Raw genomic sequence first — 17,185 nt, forward strand, 5'->3', positions numbered from 1 at the left:
CCTATCGTGGAGGGGTGTGGAGGGCGCAAGCGGGCCCCATAAGGAGAAAAGATGATCCGCAGAAAACAGAGTCCATTCATCGCACTTCTGCTCGCGGTTGTTCTGGGCACAGGATGCCACAAGAACGACAAGCCGAATCCGGAAACGCCACCAGCCAACACACCGGCGGCGGCACAGCCTGCCGCACCCGAACAGAGTGCGCCGAATGCAGCGCAGGCACCACAAACGCAGCCTGCTCCATCGCCGCAGGGGGCGCAGCTTTCTCCTGCGCAGTCGCAGGCGACGACCTCAGTTCCGGGACAGGCGGCCCCTGCTGGGGCCCCGGTGCAGGCGCAGTCACCAGCAGCGGCGCCTCTGCCAGTGGTCCCGGCAGGAACAGTGCTGCGCGTGCGCATGAACCAGACTATCAATGTGAAACACGCGTCCTCGGGCGAACCTTTCTCGGGTACCGTGGTTGACCCGATTCTGGTGGATGGCAACACGGTGGTCCCGGCGGGATCGACGGCCGAAGGCATTGTGGTGCGCGCGCACAAACGGGGCCGCTTTAAGGGAGCATCGGTGCTCCAGCTCACCCTGACTGGCCTGAATGTCAACGGGCAGCACTATCGCATTGAGACCAGCAGCCTGACGCGCACCAAGAAAGGAAAAGGCAAGCGCACCGCGGCCTTTATCGGCGGAGGCAGCGGCCTCGGCATGTTAATTGGCGGCGTGGCCACGGGCGGCGTCGGCCTCGTAGTCGGCGGCCTGGCCGGAGCTGGCGCAGGCACCGGGGTCGCAGCCTTTACCGGCAACAAAGACATCACCATTCCGGCCGAATCGGTGGTGAGCTTCCGCCTGGCCAATTCTGTCCACCTGCGCTGAAAGCTGTCTACGGGCGCGCCCATTCAGGCCCTTCTCCGGGGCTTGAATGGGTTCTTGCGACAACGTCTGTGAAGTGTGTGCGGTTGTCTCCATGCGCTGGCCCTCCGGTGGGCAGCGCATGGGGCCGATGGCCCCGATTCAGGCCTGGTGCGGGTTTTCCGCGCCAGGAGCTATGGGGCAGAGCTGCGGTGTTCGCCGGTCCTCAGGTCCAGGGCAAAGGGAAGGTCTTTGTCTGTCATCAGGTCCCAGCCCAGGCCGTGGAGTGTGTCTCCTGCAATCTCTGTAATCTGCACGCCTTCCCAGGAGAGGCGCTGAGATTCCCAGGCCCTTCCTTCGCGTCCCCAGGCGAAGATGGCGTGATGGCCGACGAAGAGCAGGAGCTGGTGGTCCGGTAAGGAGCGGACTTCCAGCACCGGGCGCCAGGGGACCATCTGCCACTCTTCGGGCTGCAGCGTATGGATGAGGTAAACGTAGCCTCCGGAGGCAGCGCAGAGCCAGTCTGGATGAGGGCAGCTCCACAGGCCATGTGGCACTGACGGATCGGCAAAGCCTCGGGCGCAGGTGGCCAGAAAGGGCGCTCCGGTGGCGGGCCGGACCAACAGCTGCAGGGCACCGCGTTCGACCTCCTCCACCTGTTGCGGGTAGACGAACTGTCGCGCGGGAGCAATCAGCGGAGGCCGGTCGAGGACCTCGGCCGACCAGCGGTGCGGAAACTCGGGATGAAGGAGGGCGCTCATTGCGAGAGAAACCGCTCCACTCGCTCCCGTACGCTGGCCACATGGGTGGGAAGCGCGCACTGGCTGCCTTCTTCCATGAGGGGAATGAGCTTGTCGAACTCAGGGCCGGAGTGTGCTCCGGTGAGCGCGATGCGCACGGGATGAAAGAGGTCCTTCCCTTTGGCTCCGGTTTCTGCCTTGATGCTGTTCATCCAGCTTTTAAAGACCTCCGGAGTGAGCGGTGCGGCATTTTCGCGGAGGCGCTGGGCAAAGGCGGCCAGGACCCTCTGTGCGGATTCCGTCTGAAGAATGGCCGTATTCTCCGGGTCAGTGCGGGCGGCCTCCACATCCAGATGAAAGAGAAAACGCGCTTTGTCTGGCAGCTGTTCCAGGCAGTCGACCGAAGGCAGAAAGAGCGCTACGAGTTTCGCGAACCAGGCCCCGATCTGCTGCTCAGCGTGGTCCTGGGCCGGCAACCAGCCAGATTTTTCAAAATACGGCCATGCCAGATGGAGAAGGCGCGCCGGGTCGGCCAGCTTGAGGTAATGCCGGTTCAGCCAGTGGAGCTTGTCGAAATCAAAGACCGCCGGGGAGGCCGTGACGCGCTCCAGCCGGAACTCGTGGACCAGTTCCTCAGCGGTAAAGGTCTCGCGTGTGCCACCCTCGGGGCCCCATCCGAGGAGGGCAAGATAATTGACCAGCGCTTCGGGCAGGATGCCCATCTCCCGGAAGCTGGCAATCGAGGTAGCGCCATGCCGCTTGGAGAGGCGTTCGCGGTCGCTGCCCAGGATGGTGGAAAGGTGCGCGAACTCCGGTACCGGCCATCCGAAGGCCTCATAGATGGCCACCTGTTTGGGCGTGTTGGAGATGTGGTCGTCGCCGCGAATGACGTGCGTGATCTGCATCAGGGCATCATCGATGGTGACAACATAGTTATAGACCGGCACGCCGCTGGAGCGGACCAGGATGGGGTCAGAGACGGTCTCATGGGGAAACGCGACCTCGCCGCGCACGATGTCATGGAAGCGCAGGGGTTTTTCCGGAATGCGCAGGCGCACGGCGAAAGGGGCGCCTGCTGCGGCGCGGGCCTCGGAGTCCTGCGGGGAGAGGGCGCGGCACTTGCCGGAATAGACCTGTGGGCGGTGTTCAGCAATCGCCTTCTGGCGCTCGGCCTCCAGCTCTTCCGGAGTGCAGAAGCAGCGGTAGGCCTTGCCTTCGCGCAGGAGCTGTTCTGTGTGGCTGCGATAAATCTCAAGACGCTCCGATTGACGGTAGGGCCCATGCGGACCACCGACCTCTGGGCCTTCATCCCAGGAAAGGCCGAGCCAGCGCAGGTCCTCGATGAGCTGGGTTTCGTGCTCTTCCCTGCTACGCTCCACATCCGTATCTTCAATGCGGAGGATGAATTTGCCCCCGGTATGACGGGCCACCAGCCAGTTATAAAGCGCCGTGCGCGCATTGCCTACATGCAGCAGTCCGGTGGGCGAAGGCGCAAACCGGACGCGCGTCTCCTTCTTTTCCATAGCTGATTTGAGGGTATCAGGACGGGCCCACCGGCAGCCACGCAGGTCTCCCCATTCGGTGGGGACGACACTTGGCGGATTGTGCCCAACTTCCGTCTTACAGATGGGGCAAGGAGGGAGTCTCCGTTTCGGCGCCTTCAGTCATCTCCGGAACAGAGGTCTGGGTGCGCGGGGAGGCAGCCACCAGGCCGAAGATAATCAGCAGTGAGACGGCCAGCAGGACGAATTCGATGAACTTCAGCATGAGACCTCATTCCAGCATGGCGGCCAGCAGAGCCGTACGCGGCGCCAGGTGTTCGAGCAGAATAGATTCGTGCGCGGCATGTGCGCCTTCTCCCACCGCTCCCATTCCATCGAGAGTGGGGACACCGAGCGCGGAGGTGAAGTTGCCATCGGAGCCGCCTCCGGTGGCTGCTTCCTGCAAATCGAATCCAAGCGCGCGGGCATGGGCAGCGGCCCGACGGAACAGTGCGACTGTACCGGGAGTACGCTCCATCGGAGGACGGTTCAGTCCGCCTTCCACGTGCAGCGTACACTTGTTATCAAAGACGCGCAGGGAACGAAAATGTTTCTCCAAGCGTGCGGCATCTCTGGCCCTCGCGATGCGGACATCCACTTCAGCATGGGCCTCGGCTGCTACAACATTGGATCGCGTGCCGCCCTGAATGGTTCCAATATTTACGGTAGTGCCGCGTTTTAAATCAGTAAAACCGGTGATACGCAAGGCCTGCCGCGCCAGTTCAGTGATGGCGCTGTGTCCACGCTCGAAATCCACACCGCTGTGTGCGGCCACGCCCTTTACGCTCACGCGATAATTGCCAATTCCCTTCCGCGCCGTCTTGTATGCGCCTTCGAGTCCCTGTGCAGGCTCAAGGACATAGACGGCTTCTGCTTTTGCGGCCAGCCTTTCGGTGACCGGACGTGATGTTGTGCTACCCACTTCCTCGTCGCTGTTGAGCAACAGGATGACCGGACGGCGGAGCCGCTTCTGTTCGTCCAGGATGGAGAGGGCCGTCAGCGCCATTGCCACTCCGGCCTTCATGTCCAGAACACCCGGTCCCCAGGCGCGCCCTTTGGCGATGCGGAAGGGCATACTCTTTAGTGTCCCCAGGGGCCAGACCGTATCGAGATGTCCGAGCAAAAGAATGGGCTTGCGTGTGCTTTTTTCCGGGCCGAAGCGGGCCTCAAGCAGGTCGCCAAAACGCTTCTGCCGATGAAGGCGGACACGGCCACCCCGATGCCTGCATTGCTCTGCGACAAAGGCAACACAGCGGTCCACGGCAGGCTTGTGGTCGCTGGGCGACTCGATTTCAACGAAAGCGCAGACCAGGCCGAGCAGTTCTTTCTGTCGGGCGCGGGCGGCCTTCAGAAGGGTATCCGTAGAGTAACTAGCTTTTGGTTCAATCATTTACTGCCTATATACATTTTTGGATGCGATGCGGTTCCGCCACGATGGTGTGGCAAAAATACAACAGCGAAACTTTCGGGTCCCAAAGTAGTCTATGTCGTTGTTGAGAAAAAACAGCAGAAAAAATTGTCCGGGAGTTCTTTTTGCCAGACCCATTGTTGCATTATGAGCAGACGATTGCTGCTCCGGTTGCATTTTCCGGTATCGGGCTGCACAGCGGGGCGGCGGTACGGATGCGTCTGCTGCCTGCTCCTGCGGGTTCCGGAATCGTTTTTCGACGGACGGACCTGGACAATTTTGAAATTCCGGCGACCTGCCGTAACGTTGCCAAGGTCAGCTATGCCACGAGCCTGATGCGCCAGAGTGTGCTGATCTCGACGACGGAGCATCTGCTTTCCGCGCTGATTGGCAGAGGCATCGACAACGTCATTGTGGAGCTGGACAATCTGGAGCTTCCCATCCTGGACGGCAGCGCCCTGCCGTACATTGAGGCTTTCGAGCAGGTAGGCGTCAAGACGCAGCGCAGAAAACGCGAGTATCTGCGGATCCTGAAAAAAGTAGAGGTGCGCGAGGGGGACAAGTTCATTGGGGTGTATCCGGGCGAGGGCTACAGTGTTTCGTATCATATCGATTTCCCCACCCCGATTGGACAACAGGCCTTTACTGTAGACCTGGCGGCGGGCTGCTACGGAACACAGATTGCACCGGCGCGCACCTTTGGCTTCAAGGAAGACGAGCAGATGCTGCGCAATATGGGGCTGATCCGCGGCGTTTCCGAATCGAGCGCCGTCATTCTGACGCGGCAGGGCGTTGTGAACGGGCCGCTGCGTTTTGCAGACGAATTTGTCCGCCACAAGGTGCTGGACCTGATCGGCGATCTGGCGCTGGCCGGACACCAGATTCTGGGCCGCGTCGTGGCCGAGCGTGCCGGGCACGCGATGCACACGGCCCTGGTGGCAAAGCTGCTGAAAGACCGCTCGGCGTGGAGACTGGTGACCCTGGCCCCGGAAAAGGCAAAAGAAAAACCGCTGCCGGTGCGGCCTGCTTCTTTGGTCACGGCCTGAGAGTTCCCGTCACTTTCTATCCTCCTTCCGTCTGCTTTTCCTGCATTTCCGCCTGTAGGGGATAAATGCGGCGAATTGTCCGTACAAATTTTCTCCATAGTCGCAAAAAAGGGTTGATTCCGCAGCTGGTCTCCACAAATAAATGAGTCAGCAGCGGGACAATTTCTTCCACACCTTCCTGCATCTTTCCCGCGCTGATGATTCGTTTTCAAGGGGGCACATGCTGGTCAAAACACGCAGGATTTTTGTCTTTTTCGCGGTCATGTTTGTATCGGTGGGGACTTGCTTTTCTCTACCTCCGGCCGTCCATCATCCGCTGGACGCGCTCACGCCGGGCGAATACTGGGCGGTGTACAAGATCCTGCGTGCGGACGGGCACGTGGAAGAGAAGACCATTTTTGCCAGCATCCTGCTGCATGAGCCTGACAAAAAATATGTGCTTGGCTGGAAGCCGGGCGATGCGATCGAGCGAAAGGCCGATGTGGTGCTCTTTGACAAAGGCAAGTCGTATGAGGCGCTGGTGGACATCTCCGGTAACAAGGTCGAGTCCTTCCGGGAGCTTAAAGATGCGCAGGCGCCGTTTACAGACGATGAGATGCATGAGGTGGAAGAGGCCATCAAGCATGATCCGCGCATCGTGGAGGCACTCAAGAAGCGCGGCATCACGGACCTGAAGCTGGTGCACTGTTATGCGGTGCCGGCGGGGCACGTAGGGCTGCCGGAGCAAGACGGACGGCGGATCGGATGGGGCGGCTGCGCTTATATTGAAGGCGCTACGGGAATGTGGGACCGAGAAGTGGGCGGCATTTTTTTCACCGTAGACATGAATGCAAAGAAGATCGTCCGCTTCAGCGATTACGGGGCCGTGCCGATGCCCGCACCTTCCAATGACTACGATGCCGATGGAGGGCCGGCGCTTCCCAACACGCAGCCGATCCTGGTGTTGCAGCCTTCGGGCCCGAGCTTTGTGGTGCATGATGGCGAGGTGTCCTGGCAGAACTGGCACTTCCGCTTCCGGCTGGATCCGCGCGTGGGCACGGTGCTGAATCTGGTATCGCTGGAGGACCAGGGCCGGCGGCGCTCTGTGATGTACGAGGGCTCACTTTCTGAGTTGTATGTGCCATACCAAGACCCAGAGGAGACATGGAACTCCCACGTATTTATTGATGCTGGTGAGTACTTCATGTATGACGGCGTTGGCACGATCAAGCCCTTGCAGGCGGGGATCGATTGTCCAGCCTACGCGACGTTTTTCAGCGCCACGTTTTACGACGCAAGCGGGAAACCGATTGTGCGTCCACAGATGGCCTGTCTGTTTGAGCGCACAGCGGGAGATCCGGCGTGGCGGCACCACGATGACACAGGAGTGTTTGGCCGTCCCAGCCGGGAGCTGGTGCTGCGGACGGTGGCCACTGTCGGCAATTATGACTACATTCTGGACTGGCGCTTTGAGCAGGACGGATCGATCAAGGTCGCCGTGGGAGCGACAGGGATCCTGGAAGTAAAACCGGTCAAAGACCAGAGTGCCGAAGGGCCGCTCTCCGATGGGATTGCCGCAAAGGATGAACAGGGTAAGGAGGTGGAGTTTGGGCAGTTAGTGGCGCCGGGGGTCGACGGCGTGGACCATGACCACTTCTTCAGCTATCGGCTGGACCTGGATGTGGATGGCACAGAAAACTCCTTCATGGCCGACCGACTGGTCCCTTATCCTCTGCCCGCGAACAATCCCAGTCCGCGGCGGGTGATCTGGGCGATGCAGCCGACGATGGTGCGGACAGAAGGCGAGGCGATGATGGACGTGGACCTGAAGCATCCGGCGATGTGGCGCTTTGTGAACCACCATGTGCATGATCCCTACGGTTATCCGACAGGCTTTGAGATCATGGCGGGGGAAACGGCGGCATCCCTGCTGCCTGACACGGAATGGCCGCAGAAGCGGGCCGGATTTTCTTCCCACCAGCTATGGGTCACACCTTATGACCGCAATGAGTTTTATGCAGGCGGCACGTATGTGGTGAACAGCAAGGGGAGCGATGGTCTTCAGGCCTGGGTAAAGAAAAACCGCAGCATCGAAGACAGAGACATTGTTGCCTGGTATACGGTGGGCTTCCACCATGTGCCGCGTCCGGAGGACTGGCCACAGATGCCAGTGATGTGGCATGACTTCATCCTCCGGCCATTTCACTTTTTCCCGAAGAACCCGGGAATGGACCTCCCGATGACTCCATAGATCGAGCCGGGAGAAAGAAAAAAGGACAGGGCAGAAACAGGGGCGCGACGGAAAGTCCGCCGGCATCGCGGGGTCCGCCATGCGCGGGCCACAGGAGAGTTCTACCCAAATTCCGATGGAGGTGCGGTCATGACGAACTTCAAGCTGTCCCAGCGCTTGCTGAGTGTTTTCGTGCTGAGCAGCATCGCCATTCTCTCGAACGCGCGAGGGCAGTCCACGTATGGATCGATTGTAGGTACGGTGAAGGATGCGACAGGCGCTTTGGTGAGTGGAGCACAGGTGCTTCTTACCAACACAGGGACGGGGGCCGTGTATAACGCCTCGACAGACGAGGAAGGAAGCTATGCAATTGTCAATCTGAATGCCGGTAGATACGAAATTGTGCTGATGGCGACCGGCTTTGAACAGGTGAAATTTTCCGACGTGGATTTGCAGGCGCGGGAGACCAAGCGTGTGGACGCTACGCTGCATCCCGGGGCATCGAGCGAAACGGTGGTGGTGCAGGGGGCCAGCACGGGAGTGATTACGACGGACGTTTCGAACATTGCAGCGACAAAAACGGGCCGAGAACTGGTAGACCTTCCGGTGGCGATCTATTCGCGATCGGCCGGCTCGACCAGTCCGATCTCAACGCTGACGACGGAGCCGGGCGTGCAGACTGACAGCAGCGGAGGGCTGGCCATTGCCGGGACCACTCCAGCGCTGATGTCTTACACCATTGATGGAATCAGCAGCGTGAATGTGGAGACCAGCGGGCCGATCAATGAGCTGTTCCCCTCCTTCAACTCCATCTCGGAAATCCGCGTAAGCGAAAACAACAACAATGCGGAATTCAGCGGCGTGGCGGACGTGACGACGACTTCAAGAAGCGGCACGAATGATTATCACGGAGGGATTTTTGAAAACCATGAGAACACGATCCTGGAGGCGGGCAATCCTTTTGTGGCTACGAAACCGAAATTGATCATGAACGATTTCGGAGGGTTCGCGGGCGGGCCGTTGAGCTTTCCCAAGCTGTACGATGGCCATAACAGGACCTTCTTTTTCGCCAGCTACGAAGGACTGCGGCTGCCCAAGGAAGACCCGATTGTGACCAGTGTGCCTTCCAATGAAATGCGCGCTGGGAACCTGTGCGACTATCTATCGAGCCAGGGCATAGCACAGGTGTATGAGCCGGACGGTGTGACGCCGATTCCCTGTAGCACGGTGCCCGTCTCTACAGTGGCTGCTCAGGCGATGAAACTGCTGATGCCGGTGGCAAACACCGGAGATGCGGCAGCATACCAGAAGAACTACCGCACCAATTTTCCTACCCCTGTTTCCAGCAACCAGGGGGACCTACGTCTGGACCAGACGATCTCCTCCAAGCAATCCATCTTTGCCCGGTTTACCTTCAAAAACCGGCAGGTGACGACAGCGCCCGTGGTCGATTGCCAGGGATTTTGCGCCACGGCCGGATCGCTGGCAACCGGGGCCTTCAGCCAGCCGGAGACAGACCAGGGAGTGACCGCAGCCTACAACTATACGTTCACCCCTGCCCTGCTCAACGAATTGCGCGCCGGCTTCAATGGAATGCATACGCGTACCAGCATGAATACTGCGCTGACTTCCGCGGAGTATCTGAAGAGCGTAGGGATCACAGGTATTCCGCAACCGGATGAGATCCCGGAGGTACCAAATCTCACCATTACCGGATTCATGCCTACAGGAGGGGGAAACCCGTCCCTGCAGCGGAGCAACATCGTGCAGGTCCTGGACAATCTGACATGGACAAAGCACGGGCACACCTTCAAGTTTGGCGAAGAGTTCCGGCGACTGACCGACCATGATGACAATGTTTTCGGAAGCTGGCGTTCGGGGCAGTATGTCTTTGACGGGTCCTCAAATGTGGGCCAGGCGATCGGTGATCCCTTTACGTCTTTTCTGCTGGGATATCCGGACTACACGATCCTGGCACAGGTGAACAATCCGGCGATGAACGGGCTGGGCCACTCGTATGCGTTTTTTGCGCAGGACGACTGGAAGATCACACCCAGCCTGACGATCAATTATGGTCTTCGCTGGGAGTTGCATCCTCCTTTGAAGGACACCTCCTACAATACGGCGGCGTTTCTGCCGGACTATTTCCAGAATGGGGTCCACGGGGCCGTGGTGGTGCCGAATGAAAAGGCGCTGAGTTATACGCAGCCCGGCTTTGCGGCGTCCATTGCACCGACGCCGATTTTGACGGCAAAGCAGGCGGGGATTCCAGAGACCCTGCGCTATACGGACAAAACTGACTTTGGGCCGCGCATAGGATTCGCCTGGCGTCCGCATGGAAATGACCGGATGGTGGTGCGCGGCGGGTGGGGAAGGTTTATTGAGCAGCCACTGGGCTTCTCGCTTGTTTCCGGATGGGCGGTGAGCGCAAGCTATGTTGCTTACTATGGGCAGGATTATGATGGAAGCGGTCATCCGTCCCTGGCCTTCCCCTCGCCTTTTCCGACGAACCTGAACCAGCCGGGCGGGGCCTCTTTCCAGTATGCTTTCCCAATCCATTACAAAGACCCTACCGTGGAGCAATGGAACCTTACCGTCGAACAGGACCTGGGGCACAGCATTGGTTTGCGTCTTTCCTATACGGGAAGCCACGGGTCGAACCTGGAAACGATGGTGGACCTGAACCAGGTGCCGGCCAACACCGTAGGGTATGCGGTGGCCGGAGCGCAGAGGCCGTATCCATTGTGGGGTTTTATTCAGAGCGTGATCAATGGCGCGGAGAGCAATTACAACGCTGCTACGGTGTCCGTGGAACGGCATTTTTCCAACGGTCTTCAGTTCCAGAGCAGCTATGTGTGGACGCGCGACCTTTCCAATGCTGCTGGGGCAAACCCCACGGCCTTTGCTGGTGCTGGAGGCAATATGGCGTCGGACCGTTTTCATCTTGGACTGGACTACGGCAATGTGGCCTATGACCGCCGCCATCGCTTTCTGACGACGTACCTCTATGAGCTTCCATTTGGGAAAAACAAGCCGTTTCTTCATCAAAGCGGCATCGTGCGCGGCCTTGCCGGAGGGTGGCAATGGGGAGGCGTGGTGATCTTGCAGTCCGGCCCCTTTCTGACGCCCTATCAGGTGACGACGGACCCGGCGGGTACAAATATGCTGACCAACGTGGGCTACACGCGGGCCAATCTTGTGCCGAATGTTCCGATGTATCTGCATCACGTGACAACGGCCGAAGGCGATCCGGCCTATCTGAACCCAGATGCCTTTGCGGACCCGCCGAACAACAGCGGCACATTCGGGAACGCGGCTGTGGGCAGTGTGATTGGCCTGGGGACGGAAGCGGTGGCGATGTCCCTGATGAAGTCAGTGTCTGTGCGGGAGAAGACCACGGTACAGTTTGGGGCCGAGGTGTCAAACCTGTTCAATCACCGCAATTACGATGTGCCGGACATGAATGTGGATGATGGTCCGGGCGCATTTGGCGTGATCACTTCCCTGCAGACGGCAGAGGGTGCAGGACCGCGCATTGTGCAGCTTTCAGCAAGGGTAAATTTTTAGTCCGCAGCAGGGTGCGCTTCGGACGGGACTATTTTTTGTGCCCGGAGAAGGCCTGCATCAGCACCAGAGCGAAGGTCCAGAGCAGAAAGGTCATCACAAGACCGGCGCCAATCCAGTAGATGGCGTTGGCAAATTGTCTTGCGAGACCTTTCCGGCTGGGCAGAGAGGGTCGTCTGGCCATCGTTGTTTTCCTCACTCCCGGGGCATTCCGGCTAGTTTTCAAATTCATCCAGACGCGGCGGCAGAACGTCCTTTTCACGCGCAATCCAGACGTAGAGCGTAGGCAGCATGAAGATGCTCATGACGAGGTCCGCAATCAGGCCACCGACGATGACGATGGCAAACGGGCGCTGGGAGTCTGATCCGATGCCGTGCGACATGGCGGCAGGCAGCAGTCCAAGCGTGGCCACAAGCATGGTCATGAGAATCGGACGCAGGCGCAGGACGGCGCCTTCAATGGCCGATTCTTCAATGGAATGGCCGCGGGCGCGCAGTTGGTTGATGTATTCGAGCATGATGACGCCGGTCTGCACGGAGACGCCAAAAAGGGCCAGGAAACCAACTCCGGAGGAAACACTGAAGTTCGTGCCTGTGATGAGAAGGGCAAGCAGTCCGCCGATACGGGCCAGCGCGACATTGGCCAGGATCAGCATGGCCCACTTGAAGGACTGATACATGGTGTACAGGATGATGAAGATCAACAGCACCGTAAGCGGCACGATGATAAGCAGCCGGGCCTCGGCGCGTTTTTCGCTCTGGTATTCGCCTTCCCAGCCGATGTGGTATCCGCGAGGGAGCCTGACCTGCTGGTTGACTTTGGCGATGGCTTCTTCCACGGCGCCGCCCAGGTCCCGCCCGCGCACACTGTACTTGATGGCGACATAACGCTGGTTGTTTTCACGATAGATTTCTGAGCCTTCATCGGCCTCGTGGACGGTGCAGAGCTGCGCCAGCGAAACCCGCTCGCCTGAGGGTGAGAGGAGGCGGATGTTGTTGATGGCATCCTGCGTATCACGGTACTGTGGCAGATAGCGCAGCACCAGGTCATAGCGGGCTTCTCCGCGCAGGACCTGGGTGAGCGCGTTGCCTCCCACGGCGGTCTGGATGGCGTCCTGCACATCGGCCACGTTGATGCCCCAGCGCGCGGCGGCCTTGCGGTCTACGGTGTAATCGAGGTCGGGCTGGCCGGTCACCTGGAAGACGCCGAGGTCGGTGATTCCCCTGACATGGCCCATGATTGCGGCCACTTCTTCGGCCTTCTGTTCGAGCAGGTGAAGGTCGTCGCCATAGATCTTGGTGGCAAGCTGGCCTTTGACGCCGCTGACCGCCTCTTCCATGTTGTCTTCAATCGGCTGGGAAAAGCCCCAGATGACACCGGGAAACTGTTTCTCCAACTGGTAGCTCATGGCGGCAATCAGTTCGTCCTTGTTCTTGTGGAAGAGGGGACGCCACTGCTCTTTTGGCTTCAGGTCGACAAAGTATTCGGTATTGAAGAAGCCGGTATGGTCTGTTCCGTCATCGGGGCGGCCGGTCTGGCTGGTGCACTGGGTCACCTCCGGGAAGGAGCAGAGCAGACGCCGCGCTTCATTGGCGACGCGTACACCCTCACTTGGCCCTGCGCTTTGCAGCAAAGTGCCGCGCACCCACAATGCGCCTTCATCCAGATGGGGCAGAAACTCTGAGCCGATGACGCCGCCAAAGGCAAGATAGATGGCCAGGAAGAGGCCAACGACGCCGGCGCCAATGGTGAAGCTGCGATGATGGATGGCCCAGTGGACGCTCCTGCGGTAGCGCACGGTAAGGAAGTCCATGACCGGGTTGTGCCACTCTTTTGCCCCCTTACGAAAAAGAAAGCTGGCCAGCACGGGAGCGATCACCATGGAGAACAACAGCGCGCCGAGCAGGGCGAAGGCGACGGTCCATGCCATGGGTTTGAAGAGGCGGCCTTCAACGGCCTGGAGCGTAAAGATGGGAAGGTAGGCGGAGATGATGATGCCGATGGCGTAGAAGACGGGCCTCTGCACCTCATGCGCGGCCTCGGCAATTTTTTCGATGGGCCGCCTTCCGTTTTCATTCTTGTGGCCAAGGTGGCGGACGATGTTTTCCACCATCACGACCGCGCCGTCCACAACCATGCCGAAGTCCAGTGCGCCCAAGGAAAGCAGGTTGGCGGGGATGTGCTTCAGGTCCAGGCAAATGGCGGCAAACAGGAGTGAAAAAGGAATGGTGAGCGCCACAATGAAGGCGCCACGCACATTCCCTAAAAAGAGAAACAGGATGATGACAACAAGAATGATGCCTTCGGTGAGGTTGTGCAGCACGGTGTGGGTGGTGAAGTGCATCAGGTCGCTGCGATCAATAAAGGGGACGAGCTTCACGCCCTGGGGAAGAATATGGTCGTTCAGCTCCTGGACTTTCTTATGGATGCCTTCGAGCACGGGGTCGGCATCGGCACCCTTCTGGAGCAGGGCGATGCCGGAGACGACATCGTCGTTGTCAATGATTTTTCCGTCTTCGCGGTGATAGGCACGGCCAAACTGGCCGAGGCGGATCTTCGGCCCCTGGGTCACGACGGCGATGTCTTTTACGCGGATGGCGGTGCCGTTTTTGGTGGTGATGACGGTGTTCTCAATGTCCTGAATGTCACGCACCAGGCCGACTTCGCGGATGTTGATCTGCTGCAGGCCGGATTCAATAAAGCTGCCGCCGCCGTTGGCATTATTATTGGTCAGCTGCTGCTCTACCTGGGCGATGCTCAGACCGTAGGAGACAAGCTTGTCCGGGTCCAGGCGCACCTGATACTCGCGGGTAGGGCCACCGAAATCATTTGTGTCCACCACGCCGGGGACTGATTTCAGGTTCTTGTCTACGACCCAGTCTTCGAGAGACTTTAGCTCCATCACGTCGTACTGGGGATTGGTGCTTTCGAGCGTATAGAAATAGATCTGGCCTACGGGGCTCCAGTCGGTGCCCATCTGGGGGACAACGCCGGCCGGCAGGGTGACCTGGGAAAGCCGTTCCAGGACGCGCTCGCGGTTTTCAAAGTCGGTGGTCTCTTCGCCGAAGACCAGTTCCACAGTGGAGAGGCCGAAGAGGGACCAGGAGCGGACATGGGCCACACCGGGGATGCCATTCATGGCAATCTCAATCGGAATGGTGACCTGCTGCTCAATCTGTTCCGCGGAGATGCCGGGCCACTGGGCAATGATGTCCACATAGTTGTTGGCCACGTCGGGATAGGCCTCGACAGGCAGGCGTTTGAAGGAGACAATCCCCCAGGCGAAGAGCAGGACCCCAATGGCCAGCACGAGAAAACGGTTCTGGAGCGCGAAATCAACCACCTTGCGGATCATTGCGCCTCCACGGTCTCTTCCAATTGCAGTGCGCTGTTTACGATCTGCTGGCCGGGTTGGATTCCGGAGAGGACCTCAAGCTGGCCGCCGGGCAGTGTTTTGCCGATATTGACTTCGACCCTCTGGAACTGGCCATTGCCGGCCGGAACAAAGACCCACTCGCGGTCGTGCAGGTGGAGGATGGCAGTCGAAGGCACAACGGCGTGGAGCTCTTTTTGCCTGCTTTCCAACGTTGCGGTCACGAACATGCCCAGGCGGAGAAGGTTGCCCGGATTGGGGACTTCGATGCGCACCTTGGCCGTGCGGATGGTGGGATCCAGGACCGGTCCGATGTCGCTGATATGGCCAGTCAGCACCTTATCGGGATATGCGTTGAGGTGGACCTGCGCCCTCTGCCCTAACTGTATTTTGGGCAGGTCATTTTCGTAGACATCACAGAGGATCCAGACAGTAGAGAGGTCAGCAATGGTGAAGACGTTCGGGGTCCCGGAGTAGGTGACACCCGCCGCAGCGGCATTGGTGACATTTTGGGCAACGATGACGCCCGAGATGGGCGCATAAACGTTGACGATGCTGGAGGGGTGGTCCTTCTTGACGCCAAGCGTTTCCAGCTGCTGCTCGGCCGCATTCAGATCGGCCTTGGCGTCATTCTCTGTGTCTTCGGCCTGTTCCAGCATTCCGAGAGAAATGGCCCCGTGGGCATAGAGGTCCTTGGCGCGGACATAGGCCTTGTTGGCCAGCAGCTCGTCGTTTGCGGCCTTGAGGTATGTATCGTAGGCATTGGTGATGTCCGGGCTTTGGACGCGCAGCAGCAGGTCGCCCTTTTTGACGTAGTCATCGAGGCGCGCGCGAATGTCCACGACGCGGCCGCTGGCAAGGGAAATGACGGGGACTTCGCGGGAGATGTCGGGATTGACGGTACCGGTGACGTTCAGCGTATTGACGTCTTCGATCTGCCCGGCGGCGGTGAGCGGGTACTGCTCGGGATGGTCGACCCGGACCAGACCGCGATTGCTGGTTTCAATCACCTGCGCATGCGGAGGCGCCCCATCGGCAGGGTTGAACTTCTTTTCACATGCGGTCAGAGCAAGGCAGATGGCGAGGCCGCCACCGAGTTGCAAGGCCCGGGTTTTCATCACTGGAGCACCTCACGTCCTACGGCAAGATTCAATTGGCCCGCCGCCGCAAGATACGAGCCGACGAGCTGCAGATAAGCCATCTGCACATTGCGGTAATCGCTTTGCGCATTCAGGAAGTCCATCAGGGAGGCCCCGCCGTGCTGCCAGGCATACGTGACCGTGTCGCGGACGCGCACAGCCTGCGCCAGATATTTTTCCCGGTAAGGCCGCAGCAGAAGGAGACTGCTGTTGACCTGGGTGTAGGCCGAGTCCACATCGCTGAAGACCTGCGCGCGGGTGGCGTCTGCCAGCTGCTGGTTGCGGTCAATGTCCAGCAGCGTGCGTTGTTTTTCGCCCTGGTTGCGGTCAAAGATGCGCAGCGGAATGCTGACGCTCAGTCCCAGTGTCTGGTTGGCATTGGGATTGTTGGTGGAGGCGTTCCAGGTGTACCAGCCGCTGAAGGTAGGGTCAGTGGAACCATTGGCCACAGCCAGCTTATGATTGGTTTCGGCCTGCTGCACAGACTGGAGGGCAGCGCGGAGGTCGGGGCGATTGTCGAGAGCCATCTGGTGGAAGGCCTGAAGGGGCTGCAACTGGTCAGAGAAATCGAAATTGCCCTGGACATCGAACTGGTCTACAGGGGTCCGGTCGTCCAGCAATTGAAGCAGCTGGATCTTCGCCGTGCGCAGGTTGACCTCTGCGGTCTGGAGGTCAGATTCATACTGCACACGCTGTAGCTCGATACGGTCGAGGTCAATCTGCGCCAGGTCTCCGCTTTGGAAGCGGGCACGGCTGATGTCGATGATTTTGTCGTAGTAGGCCAGCTCCTGACGGGCGAGGTCCACGATGGCCTTTGCCTGGAGCGTCTGGACGAAGGCGAGCCGGAGGTTGAAGAGCAGATTGCGTTCCAGGTCCTCATGCTGCGAGGAAGCGATCTGGGTCCCTTCCTGTGCGCTTTGAAGGCGCAGCTCACGCTTGTGGTCGCGCTCATGCAGGTAGCTGAGGGTGGGCACAATGAAGGTGCCATTCAGAGGCTGCCAGATTCCTTTGTTGGGAGCAATCTGGGTGCCATCGGCGGTGAGGCTGAAGGTGGGGTTGGGCCGCAGGTAGGCCGTGGTCTCTTCGGCCTTCATCTCCTGCACGTTCAGGGCGTCAGCCTTCAGTGTGGGGTTGGCGGCCTCGAACTTGTCTCGTACCTGCTCCCAGGTGTAGCGGGTCTGGGCGCAGGATGGACGTCCGCAGAGCAGCATACCGGCAAGCACAGCGAAACAGAGGAACAGATGGGCTGGTGTGGACTTTGTGTGGTTCATGATGCTGCTCAAAAACATTTGTCAACGGGGCGGAGCAAAGCCGCCATTCCGAAACC

At 59.4% G+C, this 17,185-nt stretch carries 12 protein-coding genes; 4 read left to right on the forward strand and 8 right to left on the reverse strand.

The window, feature by feature from the left end:
• Positions 1 to 51 precede the first annotated feature (51 nt).
• A complete protein-coding gene (locus N655_RS17760; protein ID WP_049961305.1) occupies positions 52 to 861 on the forward strand; it encodes a hypothetical protein in 810 nt (269 codons plus the stop codon).
• A 170-nt stretch (positions 862 to 1,031) separates the two neighbouring features.
• On the opposite strand, the gene N655_RS0106780 is transcribed toward N655_RS17760, so the two are convergent.
• From N655_RS0106780 to N655_RS0106795, 4 genes are all read right to left on the reverse strand, one after another.
• Positions 1,032 to 1,598, reverse strand: a complete 567-nt coding sequence (locus N655_RS0106780) for a hypothetical protein (protein ID WP_026442371.1) — start codon at positions 1,596 to 1,598, stop codon at positions 1,032 to 1,034.
• On the reverse strand, positions 1,595 to 3,100 hold the full coding sequence (gltX, locus tag N655_RS0106785) for a glutamate--tRNA ligase (RefSeq protein WP_026442372.1): 1,506 nt from the start codon (positions 3,098 to 3,100) through the stop codon (positions 1,595 to 1,597). The genes N655_RS0106780 and gltX overlap by 4 nt, the downstream gene beginning before the upstream one ends.
• A 97-nt stretch (positions 3,101 to 3,197) precedes the next feature.
• Entirely contained in the window at positions 3,198 to 3,344 is a 147-nt protein-coding gene (locus N655_RS20540) for a hypothetical protein (protein WP_155987533.1), read from the reverse strand.
• A gap of 6 nt (positions 3,345 to 3,350) precedes the next feature.
• Positions 3,351 to 4,508, reverse strand: a complete 1,158-nt coding sequence (locus N655_RS0106795) for a M20 family metallopeptidase (RefSeq protein WP_049961306.1) — start codon at positions 4,506 to 4,508, stop codon at positions 3,351 to 3,353.
• 143 nt (positions 4,509 to 4,651) lie between these two features.
• On the opposite strand from N655_RS0106795, the gene lpxC reads away from it, so the two are divergent.
• From lpxC to N655_RS0106820, 3 genes are all read left to right on the forward strand, one after another.
• Positions 4,652 to 5,572 (forward strand): UDP-3-O-acyl-N-acetylglucosamine deacetylase, encoded by a 921-nt coding sequence (gene lpxC / locus N655_RS0106805; protein ID WP_069955813.1) that lies wholly within the window; start codon positions 4,652 to 4,654, stop codon positions 5,570 to 5,572.
• A 142-nt stretch (positions 5,573 to 5,714) separates the two neighbouring features.
• Complete coding sequence (locus tag N655_RS0106815; RefSeq protein WP_026442375.1) at positions 5,715 to 7,802, forward strand: copper amine oxidase; 2,088 nt, start codon at positions 5,715 to 5,717, stop codon at positions 7,800 to 7,802.
• 129 nt (positions 7,803 to 7,931) lie between these two features.
• The gene (locus tag N655_RS0106820; RefSeq protein ID WP_026442376.1) at positions 7,932 to 11,348 is read left to right on the forward strand and encodes a TonB-dependent receptor; all 3,417 of its coding nucleotides are present in this window, start codon (positions 7,932 to 7,934) and stop codon (positions 11,346 to 11,348) included.
• Positions 11,349 to 11,376: 28 nt separating this feature from the next.
• Here the strand turns inward: N655_RS0106820 and N655_RS20545 are convergent, their stop codons facing one another.
• The 4 genes from N655_RS20545 to N655_RS0106840 are packed head-to-tail and all read right to left on the reverse strand — an operon-like array spanning position 11,377 to position 17,129.
• Complete coding sequence (locus N655_RS20545; protein WP_155987534.1) at positions 11,377 to 11,529, reverse strand: hypothetical protein; 153 nt, start codon at positions 11,527 to 11,529, stop codon at positions 11,377 to 11,379.
• 31 nt (positions 11,530 to 11,560) lie between these two features.
• Positions 11,561 to 14,701 carry a CusA/CzcA family heavy metal efflux RND transporter gene (locus tag N655_RS0106830; RefSeq protein WP_026442377.1) on the reverse strand — a complete coding sequence of 1,047 codons (3,141 nt, stop codon included), beginning with the start codon at positions 14,699 to 14,701 and terminating at the stop codon, positions 11,561 to 11,563.
• The gene (locus N655_RS0106835; protein ID WP_044934127.1) at positions 14,698 to 15,837 is read right to left on the reverse strand and encodes an efflux RND transporter periplasmic adaptor subunit; all 1,140 of its coding nucleotides are present in this window, start codon (positions 15,835 to 15,837) and stop codon (positions 14,698 to 14,700) included. Before N655_RS0106835 ends, N655_RS0106830 begins: the two co-directional genes overlap by 4 nt.
• Entirely contained in the window at positions 15,837 to 17,129 is a 1,293-nt protein-coding gene (locus N655_RS0106840; RefSeq protein ID WP_044935439.1) for a TolC family protein, read from the reverse strand. The genes N655_RS0106835 and N655_RS0106840 overlap by 1 nt, the downstream gene beginning before the upstream one ends.
• Positions 17,130 to 17,185: the final 56 nt, after the last annotated feature.

It is taken from the genome of Pseudacidobacterium ailaaui (assembly GCF_000688455.1).
Classification (GTDB): Bacteria; Acidobacteriota; Terriglobia; order Terriglobales; family Acidobacteriaceae; genus Pseudacidobacterium; species Pseudacidobacterium ailaaui.

Coding starts and splice junctions, on each gene's coding strand:
- N655_RS0106795 (WP_049961306.1), bottom strand. CDS start 4,508: ATGATTGAACCAAAAGCTAGTTACTCTACGGATACCCTTCTGAAGGCC.
- N655_RS0106840 (WP_044935439.1), bottom strand. CDS start 17,129: ATGAACCACACAAAGTCCACACCAGCCCATCTGTTCCTCTGTTTCGCT.
- N655_RS0106820 (WP_026442376.1), top strand. CDS start 7,932: ATGACGAACTTCAAGCTGTCCCAGCGCTTGCTGAGTGTTTTCGTGCTG.
- N655_RS17760 (WP_049961305.1), top strand. CDS start 52: ATGATCCGCAGAAAACAGAGTCCATTCATCGCACTTCTGCTCGCGGTT.
- N655_RS0106780 (WP_026442371.1), bottom strand. CDS start 1,598: ATGAGCGCCCTCCTTCATCCCGAGTTTCCGCACCGCTGGTCGGCCGAG.
- N655_RS0106835 (WP_044934127.1), bottom strand. CDS start 15,837: ATGAAAACCCGGGCCTTGCAACTCGGTGGCGGCCTCGCCATCTGCCTT.
- N655_RS20540 (WP_155987533.1), bottom strand. CDS start 3,344: ATGCTGAAGTTCATCGAATTCGTCCTGCTGGCCGTCTCACTGCTGATT.
- N655_RS0106830 (WP_026442377.1), bottom strand. CDS start 14,701: ATGATCCGCAAGGTGGTTGATTTCGCGCTCCAGAACCGTTTTCTCGTG.
- N655_RS0106815 (WP_026442375.1), top strand. CDS start 5,715: ATGAGTCAGCAGCGGGACAATTTCTTCCACACCTTCCTGCATCTTTCC.
- N655_RS20545 (WP_155987534.1), bottom strand. CDS start 11,529: ATGGCCAGACGACCCTCTCTGCCCAGCCGGAAAGGTCTCGCAAGACAA.
- gltX (WP_026442372.1), bottom strand. CDS start 3,100: ATGGAAAAGAAGGAGACGCGCGTCCGGTTTGCGCCTTCGCCCACCGGA.